This is a genomic window from Hutsoniella sourekii ATCC 700629 (assembly GCF_000518205.1).
Lineage (GTDB): Bacteria > Bacillota > Bacilli > Lactobacillales > Aerococcaceae > Hutsoniella > Hutsoniella sourekii.
On record NZ_JADD01000029.1, the window covers coordinates 13,880 to 29,382 of the forward strand.

Consider the following 15,503-nt stretch of genomic DNA (forward strand, 5'->3'; position numbering starts at 1 on the left):
TGAAATTCTTTAATTTGACTCACTAGTAGAATGATCTCGAATCGAGCTGATCTTCAAATCAGCTCGCACCTCTTGATATTCTGCATTCACATCCAATAACCCGCCCTTACTATCCACTATTTTAATCGAATACAAGCCAGATGTATCTTCCGTTAAAGCTTCTTGAGATGAAATCGTAAAATAAGCTTGATGTACTTGATTAATAATCGCTTCATTTCCAGTTAAGGTCACTTCCTGGGGCTGATAGTTAACACTATCTAACTGGTAGCCTGGAGCAATCGTATTTGATTCAACCGTATACTCAATAGGTATTGTTATGGTTTGACGTCGTCCAATATCTACTAGGACCCGAGTGGGTTCAATCACATAATCAAGATCTTCGACACCATTAACCATTTCAAGACGAATGGTTTGATTACCTGGTTCTAATTTAGAAAGATCCTCCGTTTGTACAGCCATCGGATCCTTAATAACTTGACTGATAATATTTTTAGGGCCAGTTATTTTAACCGAAACAGTGGATGGTAAACCTGTAACAAACAATTTATCATTATCACCATTCACAGTGACTGGCACATTGGATACCGTTTCCGTGGTGCTTACGCTAGCCACTTCCGGTGTTTCTTCCACCTGTTGCCTTGACAGGGTTCCTTGAGAACGAACAAAAATGAAAAGCAAGCAAGCAATAAATAATGACACCAATCGGACCACCCAAATGTTATTCCAAATGGAGTTTTTCATTACTCATCCCCCCTTGAAGTAAAGGTATCCACCAGATAATCCTTAACCATACGAAAGACATCCTTATCTTGGTCTTCCTCATCCACCATCAAGTATTCCTCTAATTTCTCTTTGAGTTCTTGATTGGATAATTCTCGGTAGAGGGTATTATTGTGGGTGATGCTTATGCCACCCGTTTCCTCTGATACAATCAAAGTCAAGGCATCTGTCACCTCTGATAATCCAATTGCCGCCCGGTGTCTCGTCCCCAAATCTTTTGAAATTTGATCATTTTCAGATAATGGCAAAAAACAAGAAGCGGCAGCTATTCGATAATTTTTAATGACGACAGCCCCATCATGTAAGGGAGTGTTAGGCACAAAGATATTAATTAACAATTGGTTGGTTATTTTTGAATCTAGAGCAATACCCGTCTCGATATATTCGGCTAATTCATCTGACTGTTCAATGGCTATCAGTGCACCAATTTTACGTCTAGACATATACTTTAAAGCATATTCTAAGTCCTCAATTAAGCGAACACTTGGATTTTTGTGAGAGCGCCGATTTCTAAAAATATTTTGCCCAATAACTTGTAAAGCACGCCGTAATTCAGGCTGAAACAAGACAATTAAGGCAACCACAGCTGAATTTAAAATTTGATCCAACAACCAATCGAGCGTCTGTAAACCTAGAAAAGACGTCAAGGATTTGGTTAAGATAAAAACAAAAACACCCTTCAACAAATTCATCATTTGCGTTCCACGAGCATACATAATTAATTTATACACCACAAACCAAATGATAAGTATATCGAGAACTTGAATAATTAAACTTTCATTTAAATTTTTGGCGAGTGTTTCAACAAACAAATGGCATCTCTCCTTACCTTTCTTGTCTCCTGCCATATTATAGCAAACTTAATGAACCTATGCCTACTTTTCCAAGCGCCTTAAAGTAAAAGTTTTGGGAACGGGATCATGGCCACCCTTAGCCCATGGATGACAACGCAAAATACGACACATCCCCATAAGAAAGCCTCGTAAAAAACCAAATCTTTCAATGGCTTGATAAGTATAAGTAGAACAAGTTGGGTAATAACGACAGCTGGGTGGTAGCATTGGAGAAATCCATCTTTGATATCCTTCAATTAGCAGCAGACTCACTTTTTTCATCTTATACTCCTTTCCTATAATTGAAATTATACTACAATTTTTCCTGGGCTTCACCCTAACACGTCACCTAAAATAAAATTATAGTTGACATGAAAGTGACATTGATTTATGATCTTGTCCAAGGAGGTTATTCATGGATGTAAAATTAGCAGTACTTAATTACCTACTCCAAAATGGAGAAAACGGTATTTCTGGGCAAGTTTTAGCCGATCAGCTTAAAGTTAGCCGTAATTCTATATGGAAGGCTGTGCAACAATTAAGAGAAGATGGTTTCGACATTCAATCGAGCCCTCAAGCTGGCTACCAAATCAAAGCGAAACCCAAGCATATTCACCAAACATATCTACAGTCTTTGCTGGCCAGTGTCTGGCCTCAAATGGAAGTTCATTATCAATCCTGTGTTGATTCAACTAACAAGTGGGCCAAAGACTGGATCAATGATCACCCAGGTAGAGAAGCTCTCTTTATCGCTCGAGAGCAAACCGCCGGTAGAGGACGATATGGTAGAGACTTCTATTCTAAATTAGACCATGGCCTCTATCTGTCTCTGGTCTTTCAACCTTCCTTACCACTAGAGGAAATAGCTATTTATACCTTACTAACCGCTGTCGCTGCCTATCTAACACTTAAGGAATACAAGCGCGATCAATTAGCTATTAAATGGGTCAATGATCTCTACTTGAACCAAAAGAAAATTATTGGCATTCTCTGCGAAGCGATTGCAGATCTAGAAAATGGTGGCCTGTCCGCTATCATTGTTGGAATTGGTTTCAACTTAGCAGGGGACTTTAGCCAAGCCGATCTTGAAATCAGCAAAGAAGCGGGAGTTATTTTTAGTCCCGAAGAAATCCAGAAATTAGATACCAATCGATTTCTTGTTCAATTTATCAAACACTTTCGCTCACTGGATCTCCAGCTTCCAGATAAGTCATTTCTTCAATCCTACCAGGAAGCCATGCTAGGTATCGGACAAGAAGTCGAGATCACCTTAGCCAACCAGAAACAAACCGGAACCCTAAGAGGTATCAACCAACAAGGGGCTTTAATCCTTGAAGACAGCAATGGAAAACTCCAGGCTTATGCCAGTGGGGAGTGCCGTCTCAATAAAGAAAAATTATTAGGAGGCCATTATGACTAGCCAATCACTCACACGTTCTGCCCTATTATTAGCCTTAATGATCGTTTGCTCACAAATTACAGTTCCCTTTGGAATTATTCCATTTACCCTACAAACCTTTATGGTTTACTTGATTGGACTAACTTGTACCCCCCAGTCTGCCGCTAAAATAACTAGCCTCTACGCCTTATTAGGTTTAGTAGGACTACCGGTTTTTGCTGGTTTTAAAGGGGGGCCCCAGCAAATATTATCTCCAAGTTTTGGCTACATTCTAGCCTTTATCCTAGCTAGTAGTCTAGGGGCAACTTTAAAGGCTAAATTACCCCGAAAATTGGCCGCTCATCTTCTGACGCTGATTGTTATGTCACTAACAATTTCAATCATTGGATCTAGCTATATGGGTTTCATATTGAATCAAGTAATGGGACAAAACCATTCATTTTTTGACTTGCTTGCTATTGGAGTCATTCCTTTTATACCTGGAGATTTAGTTAAAATCGCCTTAAGTTTAGTTACCTATCAAGTCCTCGCCCGACAAATTGTTCTTGATCCACTTGTATAAGCAAATGGATTGCAGATTTCATCCCATATTCTATAATGAGAATAAAGGAGGCGTTTTTTTGGATTCATATTTTACATTAAATAACGGTAATCAGTTGCCTGCCATTGGTTTCGGGACGGTCCATATTCAAGGGGGATTAGGTGTTAATACAGTTATCTCCGCCTTGCAAACGGGTTATCGTTTAATCGACACATCTACAAATTATAATAACGAAGGAATGGTCGGACAAGCTATTCGAAGAAGTGGGATTCCGCGCGAGGAAATCCAGGTCACCTCTAAGTTGCCTGGCATGGCTCATCGTTATGATAAAGCCATAAACTTAATTCAGGAATCTCTTTACCGAATTGGCCTTGATTATTTTGATAATTATTTAATTCACTGGCCTCTCCCTCAGCAAGATCTGTATGTTGAAGCTTGGAAGGCATTGATTGACGCTCAAAAATTTGGACTTATCAAAAATATAGGTGTCTCCAATTTCTATCCTGAGCATCTTGATCGCATTATTGAAGCAACCGGTGTCGTTCCAACCATCAACCAGATTGAAAGACATCCTTACTTTACTCATCAATCAATTATTCAGGCCAATAAAGAGCGCAATATCTTAACCCAAGCATGGAGTCCTCTCGGCCGTCAGTTAAACGATGTCCTACAAAATCCTGTGCTCACTGATATAGCTAATAAATACAACAAGGAAGTAGCTCAAATCATTATCCGCTGGAATCTGCAATCTGGAGTTATGCCAATTGTAAAAGCTGCCTCCAAAACTCATCAGATCGAAAACTTAGACGTCTTTGATTTCGAATTGGACGCTAGTGATATCGTCCGGATTGACCAATTAGACCAAGGAGAAGCTGGACGCGTTGAAGGTCAGCACCCTGATCATTACGAAGAATTTGATTAATCGAATATAGACTAACAAAGACCCACTCCCAACTCAAGTATTCGTTGAGTAGGGGTGGGTCTTTTAGCTGATCTTAAATTAATTTAGAAATTGACTACGATAGAGATCTGCGTAAAATCCATCCAAGGCTAGTAATTGTTCATGGTTACCTTGTTCAACTATGTCTCCTTGATCTAATACTAGAATCAAATCAGCATTAACAATCGTCGACAAACGATGAGCAATGACAAAGTTAGTCCGGCCTTCCATTAAACCAGCCATCGCTTCCTGAATCAACTGTTCTGTTCGCGTATCTACCGATGACGTTGCCTCATCTAAAATCAAAATATCTGGATTACTAATAAAGGCACGAGCAATGGTTAGCAATTGTCTTTGGCCTTGAGATATATTACTGGCCTCTTCATTGAGCACGGTCTCAAATCCATCTGGAAGCGTTTCAATGAAATGAAGGCTGTGAGAATCCTTAGCAGCTTGAAGCACCTCTTCATCATCCGCTCTCGGGGATCCGTATATAATATTGTCGTAAATCGTTCCTTGTAACAGCCAAGTATCTTGTAAAACCATGCCAAACAAATCACGCAACTCTTCTCTAGGCACTGATCGAATATCCGTCCCGTTAATGCGAATCGATCCAGAGTCAACATCATAAAAGCGCAACAAGAGATTAATCAAGGTCGTTTTACCAGCACCTGTCGGTCCAACAATCGCAACCGTTTGTCCTTGTTTAACCGTCAGTGAGAAATCATTAATCACTGGTTGACCTGTTTCATAAGCAAAGCTAACATGGTCAAACTCAATCTTTTCAACAGGAGCTTCAATAACAGCTTCTTGCGTCTCTACTTCTTCCGGCGCATCCAAAAATTCAAAAATACGCTCAGCAGAAGCAAAGGTTTCTTGCAATAAATTAGCCATTTCAGCCATGGTATAAATCGGACGTGTAATCCGTTGACTGTACTGAATAAAAGCTAAAATATCTCCTACTTGAATCCGTTGGTAAATAACTAGAAAACCACCCACGATTGAAATTAAAACATAACCTAAGTTATTAATAAAAGTCATGACAGGTTGCAAGACACCAGCCATAAAACTAGCCTTATAAGAAACTTCATAAAGATGATTATTATATTCAGAAAATTCCCGGTCCGCTCTTTCTTCATAGCTATAAGCTTTAATTAAATCAGTCCCAGTAAAACTTTCTTCAACATAACTAACCATAGCACCCAAGCCCTTGGATTTGGCCCTAAAATACTTTTGCGACCGCTTGGTAATATAGCGTGTTGTCAAAATACTTAAAGGTATCGTTACAAAAAAGATCAAAGTCATCAAACCGCTAATTTGAATCATCATCACGAGTATCCCAACAAGAAGAACTAGCCCATATAGGACTTGACTAATCGTCTGTTGGATATTCTTTCCCAGAGTTTCAACATCATTGGTCATTCGGCTCAATAAGTCACCTGTCCGTTGACTATCATAGTAAGAAAGTGGTATTAACTTCACCTTGTGGGAAATTAATTCACGCAAGTTAAAAATTAATTGTTGAGAAATCTGAGTCAGCAAGCGACCTTGAATCAATTGAAAAATTCCTAGAAACACATACAATACCACTAAAAAGAGGCAAGTCTTGATAACTAGGTCAAATTGCACTCCTGAACCCGATTGAATATCTGCAAATAGTTGGTTTGTCACATCTCCCATTAGACGAGGGGCAATAATCTCACAAACTGCAATCGCCAAGGTTGCTAGCAAACAAATAAATAAAGACCACTTAAAAGAATTTAGGTGCGAAAAGAGACGGCCTAGTAATTGCATAGAACTAGTGGTGCCTGTTTTATTTTTACTCATCTCCTGCATCCTCCTCCCCTTGGCTACGGGCAATCTCCTGGTAAAGCGTATTGCTAGCCATTAATTCCTGATGGTTACCCCATCCCTTAACTTGTCCTTCATCCAAAACTAAAATCTTATCAGCATGGCGAATTGTCGCAACTCTTTGAGCAACAATAATCAGCATCGCATCCGCTAATTCTTCACCAAGGGCGTGTCGAAGTTCATAGTCCGTACGGTAGTCCAAAGCAGAAAAAGAATCATCAAAAATATAAACTGAAACCGACCGACTTAAAGCTCGGGCAATAGCCAAGCGCTGTCTTTGTCCACCTGAAAAATTCTGTCCTCCTCGAATCATCTCATCCGATAAAGGATCCTCTAATGAAAGAAAATCTCGCGCCTGAGCCACTTCCGTATTGTGAATCATGGCTTCAGGACTTACCTCTTCATTACTATAAGCAAGGTTATCGCCTACTGATTTGGTGAAAAAGAAGTTCTGTTGCGGAACATAACTAATTTGTGAACGCAGTGATTCACTGGAAAGACTTTCAATAGGTTGGCCATTAATGAGAAGTTGGCCTTTAGTAGGTTCATAAAATTGTAACAACAATTTCAATAAGGTTGACTTCCCTGAACCGGTTCCGCCAATGATTCCAAGTGTCTGGCCCGCATGAATCTCAAAATCAATGTCTTCTAACACAGGACTAGTAGCACCTGGATAACAAAAAGTTAATTGGTCAGCTTGAATGCTTGTAATGGTTCCTTCAAGTTCTTTATCTCCTCCCACCTCTCTGGATGGGTAATGGATTACCTCATTGATCCGATTCATTGATGTAACAGTTCGGGGAATCATTGTTAAAAGATGACCCATCATAATAAAAGCTGTTAAAACTTGTGTAATATATTGCAAATAAGCCATTAAATCGCCTATTAACATTTGTTGCGCATCAATTAAACGTGACCCAAAGTATAGCACGCCCACCAAAGCTAAATTCAAAATAACTTGTAAAATAGGCATAATCGTAATCATCATCTGATTGACTCGCAAGGCAATATCATAATAGTCTTGATTAGCTTCAGTAAATACCTCTTCCTCATAATGATCTCGGCCAAAGGCACGAATAACTCGCAGACCAGTCAAACGTTGACGAAATAGGCCATTAATATGATCTAAGCGATCTTGAAGTTGAGGAAAGTAAGGTAAGGCCAAGCGAATAATCAACCAAATACCCAAAATGAGGAAGGGTAGACTCATAATAATCGTAAATGATAAACGGAAATTAGTATAAAAAGCCATAATCAATCCACCAATAAACATTAATGGCCCTCTAACCAAAGGTCTTAATCCCATTAAAGTCATCTGCTCCACTTGGTTGACATCATCGGTCGTTCGAGTAATTAAAGAAGAAATACCAAAAGATTCCGTCTCGTCAAAAGTCATGTGGTTGACCTTGGTGTAAATATCATGTCTTAAGTCTCTAGAAAATGACATGGCTGCTTTTGCTGAATGATAGGCTGCCGAACCACGACAAGCAACGGTTAGTAGAACGACAACAACCATCACTAATCCCGTCCGCAAGATCAGGTCAGTATTTCCCACCGCAACTCCCTGATCGACAATCACAGACATTAATCTTGGTAAAAATAACTCCCCCAGGGCATTTCCAAACGTTAACAATATAACCACAAGCACTCGCCACTTGTAAGGTTGTAGGCGTTTAATAATCTCCATAAGTCCTCCTATTGCAATCTCATGCATCCACAGTATTATATCACAGACTGCTATTAGACTCTTTTAAAACGCAAAATAAAACCCAGATACTAGCCCATCAAAGACTTGTATCTAGGTTAAATTTGATTTTTAATTAGTTGGCTTTATTTTGATCTTTAAGAAGTACATTCAAGAGCACTGCCCCAACTAGTCCACCAATAATCCAAGCAAGTAGAAACATTAATGGATTAGTCACACCACCAGCAAGAACAGCGAAGACTCCACCGTGTGGTACATAAGAGACTGATCCAAAGAACATACTTAAAGCACCAGCTACTCCTGCACCAATAGCAAGTGAAGGAATGACTTTCAATGGATTGGAAGCTGCAAATGGAATCGCTCCTTCAGTAATAAAGGCTGCCCCCATTACATAGTTCACTAATGCAGAGTTATATTGATCTTTGGTCCATAATTTCTTATTAAATGTAGCGGATAAAGCGATAGCTAATGGTGGAACCATACCCCCAACCATCACTGCAGCCATCACATTAGATCCCGCACCATTCGAAGCTGTTACAAGAGCTGTACCTGTTACGTAGGCAGCCTTATTGATCGGTCCACCCATATCAATAGACATCATCGCACCTGCAACAAAACCAAGTAAAATATTTAATTCTGAAGGAATACTTTGAAGTAAGTTGATGATACCATTCATCACCGCACCCATTGGAGCATTGACCACGAAGAGCATTAAGAGTCCCATGATCAAGACACCAAATACTGGGAAGAGGAAGATCGGTTTCATTCCTTCTAAAGATTTAGGTAACCAACTAAAGGCTTTACGCAAGAACCAAACAATTCCACCAGACAAGAAACCAGCCACTAAGGCGCCTAGAAAACCAGAAGACACCGCGCCTTCAAAAATTCCTGTTCCTCCGCCAAAAGCTGATAAGATAGCTGGGTTAGCAAAAACTCCCCCCATCATCCCGATAACTAAACCTGGACGGTCAGCCATTGAATGTCCGATAAATCCAGCTAACACTGGAAGCATCATCGATGTCGATAAATTACCTAATGTTGCAAAAACTTGGGCTATTTGGTTGTATGACGGGTCAGCTGGATCAGCTGCATAAATTCCCCAGAAGAAAGAAATAGCAGTTAAGATACCGCCAGCAACAACAAACGGTAACATGTGAGAAACACCGTTCATCAAGTGCTTATAGATTGTTCTTCCTAGAGATTCGCCTTCACTTTCAGCTTCTGCTTGTTTAACATCTTCTGAAGAAGCATGATAAATGCTAGCATCTGCTTGAGCGGCTCTGACTACTAATTCGTCAGCTTTATTGATACCATCAGCCACTTTTGTGATAATAACAGGCTTGCCATCAAAGCGAGCCATCTCTACTTGCTTGTCAGCAGCTACAATAATCGCCGTTGCTTGTTCAATATCTGAAGCAGTTAGGCGGTTGCCAACACCTGTTTGACCATTTGTTTCAACCTTAATCTTATAACCTGCCTCGGCAGCAGCTTGGTTTAATTTTTCCTCAGCCATATAAGTATGAGCAATACCAGTAGGACATGCTGTAACAGCTAGAATATAAGGCTCATTTTCTTCAATTACTAGCTCTTCTACTGTTTCTTCTTCTTTAGCTTCTTCATCTTCTTCATATTGCGCAAGCACTGCCAACACTTCTTCTGCATTAGTAGCTTCTAATAAACCTGCTTTGGCTTCAGGTTTAAGCAATACTTTAGATAATTGAGCTAGGGCAGCTAAGTGTTCGCCACCGCCTTCAGGAGCTGCAATCATAAAGATTAATTTAGCAGGTTGTCCATCAAAGGAATCCCACTCAATTCCATCCCCACTACGTCCAAAAACAATTGCTGCTTGCTTCACTGAAGCATCTTGAGCGTGAGGAATTGCAATTTCATCTCCGACACCTGTCGTTGACTGTGCTTCCCGTGCTTCTAATTTGCCAACATAAGAATCAACATCATCAACACCACCTGATTGTGCAAAACGTTCAGCTAGATGGCGTAATGTTTCTGATTTGCTAGTGGTTGCTAGGGTTAAATCCATCGCATCCTTAACAAATAAATCTGTTAATTTCATCTTTTCTCTCCCTTTTTAAATCTCTTCCACTTTTATTTCATCTAACAATTGATCAATCAAAGATCTCTGAGCAATACCAACAGAATAAGCTGTTGCACTGCCACAAGCAGCTCCTTGTTTTAAGCTGAAGGCATAATCTTCAGTATCAATGAAGCCTTGAGTAAATCCGGCAACCATCGAATCTCCAGCTCCCACTGAATTTACCACTTGACCCTCAGGTACATTAGCTCGGTAGACCTGACCCGCTTCACTCACCAATACAGATCCAGCCCCACCTAATGAGACAATAACATTTCTAGCCCCTTTTTCTTGTAGCTTTTTAGCATAGTGAATGGTCTGATCCAGATCATCAATTTTGGTCTGGAAAATTTCACCTAATTCGTGCTGGTTAGGTTTAATCAAGAAAGGCTGATACGCTAGACAAGCTGTTAGTAAATCTTTGTTGGAATCTAAAACAAATCGAGCCTCTTTTTCTTGGGCTAACTTGGCGATGGCTTGATAGTGATCCTTATTTAAGCCAGGAGCTGCATTACCAGCAAGAAAAACCGCATCACCAGCTTCAAGCACTTGATCTAGATATGAAACGAGCTGATCAAATTTGTCTTGTGTAACCAGATGGCCCGCTGCATTAATCTCTGTTTCACTATCCGATTTAACTTTTACATTAATGCGGGTAATTCCGTCAACTTCGATGAAGTGCTGGTCGATGCCTGCTCCTTCTAATTCATTCTTGATAAAATCTCCTGAGAAACCCCCTACAAAACCGGTAGCCACAGAAGAAGCCCCTAATTCATGAAGAATTGTTGACATGTTGATCCCCTTACCACCGACCACATAATGATCGCTGGTTGCTCGGTTCAAGTCACCCAACTCAAGATGCTCAACTTGCAGAACCAAATCAACAGCAGGATTAAATGTGATTGTGTAATTCATTATTTGATTACCTCCTTTATATTTGCTATAGATTGAAAATCAGCTTGTAATGTTGTGGGAAGTTTATTTGTTATGATCCTTTGATTTTCAAGCGGAGCGACTTGGCTAAAGGATACTTTATTAAATTTACTCACATCTGCTAAAAAATAAGCATCACTGGCTAAATCAAGAGCTAAACGCTTGATGTTTCTTTCTTCATCATCTGGCGTAGTTAGCCCATAAGCAATATCCACACCATTAATGCCGATGAAAGCTTTATTGAAACGATAAGTAGCCAATTGGTTGGTAGCAGTTGTACCAATAATAGCTTGCGTTCTTACCTTTAATTGTCCACCTAAAACAATCACTTGAAATGCAAGTTCAGATAAATACTCTGCTTGCTTTAAGCCATTCGTTACAATCTTTAGATTTGATTTCCCTACCAAATGTGGAATCAATGTAGCCGTAGTTGTTCCAGCATCTAAGAAAATAGTGTCCCCATCTTGAACCAAACTAGCAGCAAATTTACCGATGGCTTGCTTTTCACTTTTAGATGTGGTGGCTTTTTCCTTTAATGTTGCTTCCGTGTCTAAACGGTAACTACGCTTGGCTCCACCATGAATACGAACTAGTAACCCTTCTTCTTCAAGCTGGGACAAGTCTCGGCGGATGGTTGATTCAGACACACCTAAAGATTCTACTAAATTTTTTACTTGGACCGTCGAATCTTTGTTCAATTGATTTTGAATAAATTGATGACGTTCTTCAGTTAACATTACTCTCGCTCCTTAAGTACAATATATCACATACTTATAACTGATTCAATCAAATTCAGTCATTTTCATTCACTTTCATTCATAAAAAAAGCTATGCTTATCGCATAGCCATTAACCTATTCACTCGCCTGCTTTGTTTCAACTTGCAAATTCGTTTCTTTAAGTTGGTCTTGAACATCTTCCATGGTTGATAAAATAGCATTATTATCAATTAATTTAATCCTTGTCTGATCAGCTAGTTGATTCAAACGCTCTGATAATTCTTCTAAACTTAGCTCTTCACCTTCCCAATAGATGGATGATTGCTTGACCTCGATGACAATTTCAAATTCCGATTGGTCGGACATGACGACTGATTGAGACGCGTCACCGGAATCGTTCTGTCCTCCTAACAATGAAGTTCCCTTGCCAGAGAAGAAATAAAATGCTAGGGCAAACATGATGATAATAATAGCTAGCCAGATAAATTTTCTTGATTTACTTGAATTTTCTTTACTCACGATAAAAACTCCTTTTCTAAATTCTCTCTTGATTGACTATGATTGTTTTATTTGTTATATCACTTAAGCGGGTCATTAATTGCTGAACTTTTTGAAACTCCTGATAATATATCTGATCGGGATTATATGTAAGGTTGACAATAATGACCGTTGTCTCCATCTTTGCAATCAAAGAGATCAACTCTTGCTTCATCTCTTCAAATGAATTTAAGCTTAAAGTTGACTGGTCTTCTGTGATCATTTCATAATGAGGATTCCCACTGGTCAAACGATAAACGATACTGACTTTACCGATAGATTCTCTATAGGCGGTCTGCCAATTTTTCTCGGCATTTGATAGTGGTGTTTGGCTACTTTGCAAGTTTTCTAATTGGTTTTCAAGCTGAGAGACTTCTTCTTGGTGAACTTGGTTTTGATTCATTAAAACCATAAATAACAAGATCAAGATAACGTCTAACAAGGGGGTTAAGTCTATCAAAAGGTCCCGCTTATTCATTCCCTTCCCCCTCATTTGACTCGATTTCAGCGGTAAGAAGGGAATCTTGCCTCAATAGATAAGTATTAATTAGTTCGGTGTTTTCCTCCACACTTGCTTGAAGAAAACCATTCAAGCCTTTGAAGATGATAGCAAATACGATTCCCCAAAAAGTAGAAGTCAAGGCGTCAAAAAATAGATCTGTTTGATGGGCTTGAACCATCGGAATTAAAGCAACCACAGTTCCCAAGAGTCCAAGCAATGGAAATAGGCTACAAATATTAATAAATAGAACATAGAGACTATTCATTTCTTTGCGCATAGAGAGAATCTCCATTTCTCCATGGCTTTGTAAGAAATAATCATAATGTCTGTTCAATGTCGCTTGATCTGATCTTCCTAAGGCAAGATTACCTTTGGGTAACAAAATTTTATTGAGTTTACAGCTTTTTTGCCAACATAAATAATACAAATAAGATGTGAAAATAGCTAGTAAAATTATCAGAAAATCAAACTTAAAAAAATTTGCAGCAATAGAATCAATAAGTGCCAAAGAATACCTCCTATCCGTTAACAACTCGCTGATCTTGAGGCGTTAGATCCGCTAGATGATTGAGAGCATCCGCTATCTCTGAAGCTTTTATAGATCGTTGTTCAATAAAACTGAGATCAGAAGAAAACTTTACTGGTCGTCCTTGAAATATCATCTGGTAATCTTCATTGGCATACAAAGGGATAAAATTTAGATGACGACCCGTATTACGATAATAGTACTTTTCTAAATTTAAAAAGCCCTCATATATCTCACCAACCTGTGCTTGATCAGATTTATAATCGATATCTGGAAATATCAAAATAGCTTGGCCTTGCCTCAAAGTTTCGACAGTAGCTTTTAATGTTTTAACGATTTGCCTGGACTGACGGTAAACTGGAATGACTCTGGCCGATTTCATTCCTACGCTCACAACATAAGAAGCTAAATAAGCCACAGGCTTCGCGATAAATAAAGGCCAACCAAAACGCTTAGTAAATGTGTAATCAATATAATGTTGGTAGCAAGTTTTTTGATCATAAAAATTACCATACGCCCATACACGAACGAAGCGATCTAACCAGGGTAATATTCGAATAGCTCCTAATAAATTATGATGATGACTAATATAAACTACAGGATCCTCGTACATCTTTAAATCCTTGACATTACTTTTCTCATACTTGGGAGTTAGCAGTCTAGCTAACCATAATATAGTCTTAAAAAATAGACCATAATCATTAGCTTCCATCTATTCATCTCCCCCTTGTACAGGCAAACCTAGACCCTTAATTAGCTGCCAAGCAATTTTGCTTGAATCCTTGACCGTTTGATAATTTGAAAAGTGCTCTGAGTGATAAATAGTCGAAATATCATTCGACTCCCAATTTAACTGCTTTTTGGCCAAGTAGATCAACATATTAATTTCATACTCAAAGCCAGAACCTACTAATTCTGAAAATGGCTGACATAACTCTTTTGTCCAAGCTCTTAAACCTGTCTGCGTATCTCGTATGTATACGCCATACAAGCAATTGAATACTTTAGCCGTTAGTTCATTTCCTAAGCGACTACGAAAGGGAACGTGTTCGTAATCGAATCTACGCATTCCCAATACAATATCGGCTTGGCTACTTACTAACTTTTCACCAGCTGCTATTACGTCTCTTATGGCATGTTGACCATCAGCATCCGCAGTGACCAAGCCAAGATAATAATTTGAGGAGTTTAATAGATAGCGACAGCCAGTCTTAATTCCTTCACCCTTACCTTGGTTATGATCATGCTTTAGTACCGTGACTCGTTCCATTCTAGAGAGATTAGTAAATAATCGGTCATATTCTTTTGAGTTACCATCATTGATAATGACCACTTCCGGTATCTCCTGATCAAGTAGTTGTTGAACGTAATCAGCCAGTTCAAACATGGGATGGTAAGCAGGAATAAGCACCGCAAAAGCTCTCATTGTATTCCCCCTTAATTTCATAGCTTCTCTATTTAAAATAGATTCAAACTAATGATATCAAAATTTCGATTTGCTTCCTAGAATTTAGCTACTTTATTAACTAATAATTAAAAAACCAGAATAGAGATCTCTCCATTCTGGTTTAGAATATTTCTGAAGCCATTTGCCGGAATCGAACCGGCGACCTCTTCCTTACCATGGAAGCGCTCTACCTACTGAGCTAAAACGGCACTTTATAATCAGATTACTCCGCCAGTTGGGCTCGAACCAACGACATCATGATTAACAGTCATGCGCTCTACCGACTGAGCTATGGCGGAATAGCAAAAAATGCGTGGCAACGACCTACTCTCACACGGGCTATCCCGTACTACCATCGGCGCTAAGAAGCTTAACGGCTGTGTTCGGCATGGGAACAGGTGTGTCCTTCTTGCCAATATCACCACACATTATTTACTTGAGTGTCTTGCGATCACTCAAAACTGAATATCAATCCACACCATCATAACCAAACTCTAAATCTTCGTGGTTAAGTCCTCGACCGATTAGTATTCGTCCACTGAACCTATTGCTAGGCTTACACTTCGAACCTATCTACCTGATCGTCTCTCAGGGGTCTTACTTACTTGCGTAATGGGAAATCTCATCTTGAAGCTGGCTTCACGCTTAGATGCTTTCAGCGTTTATCCATCCCACACGTAGCTACCCAGCGATGCTCCTGGC

16 protein-coding genes, 2 tRNA genes and 2 rRNA genes are annotated in these 15,503 nt (G+C 39.4%); 3 read left to right on the forward strand and 17 right to left on the reverse strand.

Annotated features, from left to right (window positions below; genetic code table 11):
* Positions 1-9: 9 nt before the first annotated feature.
* The 3 genes from T408_RS0107460 to yidD form a co-directional block, all read right to left on the reverse strand.
* On the reverse strand, positions 10-741 hold the full coding sequence (locus T408_RS0107460) for a CdaR family protein (protein ID WP_028119377.1): 732 nt from the start codon (positions 739-741) through the stop codon (positions 10-12).
* Entirely contained in the window at positions 741-1,592 is an 852-nt protein-coding gene (gene cdaA, locus T408_RS0107465) for a diadenylate cyclase CdaA (protein ID WP_028119378.1), read from the reverse strand. Before cdaA ends, T408_RS0107460 begins: the two co-directional genes overlap by 1 nt.
* Before the next feature lie 63 nt (positions 1,593-1,655).
* The gene (gene yidD, locus T408_RS0107470; RefSeq protein WP_028119379.1) at positions 1,656-1,895 is read right to left on the reverse strand and encodes a membrane protein insertion efficiency factor YidD; all 240 of its coding nucleotides are present in this window, start codon (positions 1,893-1,895) and stop codon (positions 1,656-1,658) included.
* Positions 1,896-2,028: 133 nt separating this feature from the next.
* On the opposite strand from yidD, the gene T408_RS0107475 reads away from it, so the two are divergent.
* From T408_RS0107475 to T408_RS0107485, 3 genes are read left to right on the forward strand one after another with little or no spacing between them, the layout of a single operon-like run.
* A complete protein-coding gene (locus tag T408_RS0107475; protein ID WP_028119380.1) occupies positions 2,029-3,033 on the forward strand; it encodes a biotin--[acetyl-CoA-carboxylase] ligase in 1,005 nt (334 codons plus the stop codon).
* On the forward strand, positions 3,026-3,574 hold the full coding sequence (locus T408_RS11195) for a biotin transporter BioY (RefSeq protein ID WP_035420379.1): 549 nt from the start codon (positions 3,026-3,028) through the stop codon (positions 3,572-3,574). The genes T408_RS0107475 and T408_RS11195 overlap by 8 nt, the downstream gene beginning before the upstream one ends.
* 58 nt (positions 3,575-3,632) lie before the next feature.
* Positions 3,633-4,475, forward strand: coding sequence for an aldo/keto reductase (locus T408_RS0107485; RefSeq protein WP_028119381.1), 843 nt, complete (start codon positions 3,633-3,635; stop codon positions 4,473-4,475).
* Positions 4,476-4,553: 78 nt separating this feature from the next.
* Here the strand turns inward: T408_RS0107485 and T408_RS0107490 are convergent, their stop codons facing one another.
* From T408_RS0107490 to T408_RS0107555, 14 genes are all read right to left on the reverse strand, one after another.
* Positions 4,554-6,320 (reverse strand): ABC transporter ATP-binding protein, encoded by a 1,767-nt coding sequence (locus T408_RS0107490; RefSeq protein WP_028119382.1) that lies wholly within the window; start codon positions 6,318-6,320, stop codon positions 4,554-4,556.
* On the reverse strand, positions 6,313-8,031 hold the full coding sequence (locus T408_RS0107495; RefSeq protein ID WP_028119383.1) for an ABC transporter ATP-binding protein: 1,719 nt from the start codon (positions 8,029-8,031) through the stop codon (positions 6,313-6,315). The genes T408_RS0107490 and T408_RS0107495 overlap by 8 nt, the downstream gene beginning before the upstream one ends.
* Before the next feature lie 133 nt (positions 8,032-8,164).
* Positions 8,165-10,120: a PTS fructose transporter subunit IIABC gene (locus T408_RS0107500; protein ID WP_028119384.1), complete on the reverse strand. Its 1,956-nt coding sequence runs from the start codon at positions 10,118-10,120 to the stop codon at positions 8,165-8,167.
* A 15-nt stretch (positions 10,121-10,135) separates the two neighbouring features.
* Positions 10,136-11,053: a 1-phosphofructokinase gene (gene pfkB, locus T408_RS0107505; protein WP_028119385.1), complete on the reverse strand. Its 918-nt coding sequence runs from the start codon at positions 11,051-11,053 to the stop codon at positions 10,136-10,138.
* On the reverse strand, positions 11,053-11,808 hold the full coding sequence (locus T408_RS0107510) for a DeoR/GlpR family DNA-binding transcription regulator (protein WP_028119386.1): 756 nt from the start codon (positions 11,806-11,808) through the stop codon (positions 11,053-11,055). Before T408_RS0107510 ends, pfkB begins: the two co-directional genes overlap by 1 nt.
* A gap of 116 nt (positions 11,809-11,924) precedes the next feature.
* Complete coding sequence (locus T408_RS0107515) at positions 11,925-12,308, reverse strand: hypothetical protein (RefSeq protein WP_028119387.1); 384 nt, start codon at positions 12,306-12,308, stop codon at positions 11,925-11,927.
* Between the two features lie 16 nt (positions 12,309-12,324).
* Positions 12,325-12,804: a hypothetical protein gene (locus T408_RS0107520; RefSeq protein WP_028119388.1), complete on the reverse strand. Its 480-nt coding sequence runs from the start codon at positions 12,802-12,804 to the stop codon at positions 12,325-12,327.
* The gene (locus T408_RS11800) at positions 12,797-13,336 is read right to left on the reverse strand and encodes a MotA/TolQ/ExbB proton channel family protein (protein WP_051444841.1); all 540 of its coding nucleotides are present in this window, start codon (positions 13,334-13,336) and stop codon (positions 12,797-12,799) included. Before T408_RS11800 ends, T408_RS0107520 begins: the two co-directional genes overlap by 8 nt.
* 10 nt (positions 13,337-13,346) lie before the next feature.
* The gene (locus T408_RS0107530) at positions 13,347-14,066 is read right to left on the reverse strand and encodes a lysophospholipid acyltransferase family protein (protein WP_028119389.1); all 720 of its coding nucleotides are present in this window, start codon (positions 14,064-14,066) and stop codon (positions 13,347-13,349) included.
* Positions 14,067-14,780: a glycosyltransferase family 2 protein gene (locus tag T408_RS11205; protein WP_051444842.1), complete on the reverse strand. Its 714-nt coding sequence runs from the start codon at positions 14,778-14,780 to the stop codon at positions 14,067-14,069.
* 157 nt (positions 14,781-14,937) lie between these two features.
* Positions 14,938-15,010 (reverse strand) — tRNA-Thr (locus T408_RS0107540).
* Positions 15,011-15,027: 17 nt separating this feature from the next.
* Positions 15,028-15,100: transfer RNA gene (locus T408_RS0107545), tRNA-Asn, on the reverse strand.
* A gap of 12 nt (positions 15,101-15,112) precedes the next feature.
* A 5S ribosomal RNA gene (rrf, locus tag T408_RS0107550) occupies positions 15,113-15,227 on the reverse strand.
* 78 nt (positions 15,228-15,305) lie between these two features.
* A 23S ribosomal RNA gene (locus T408_RS0107555) occupies positions 15,306-15,503 on the reverse strand; the annotation flags it as partial.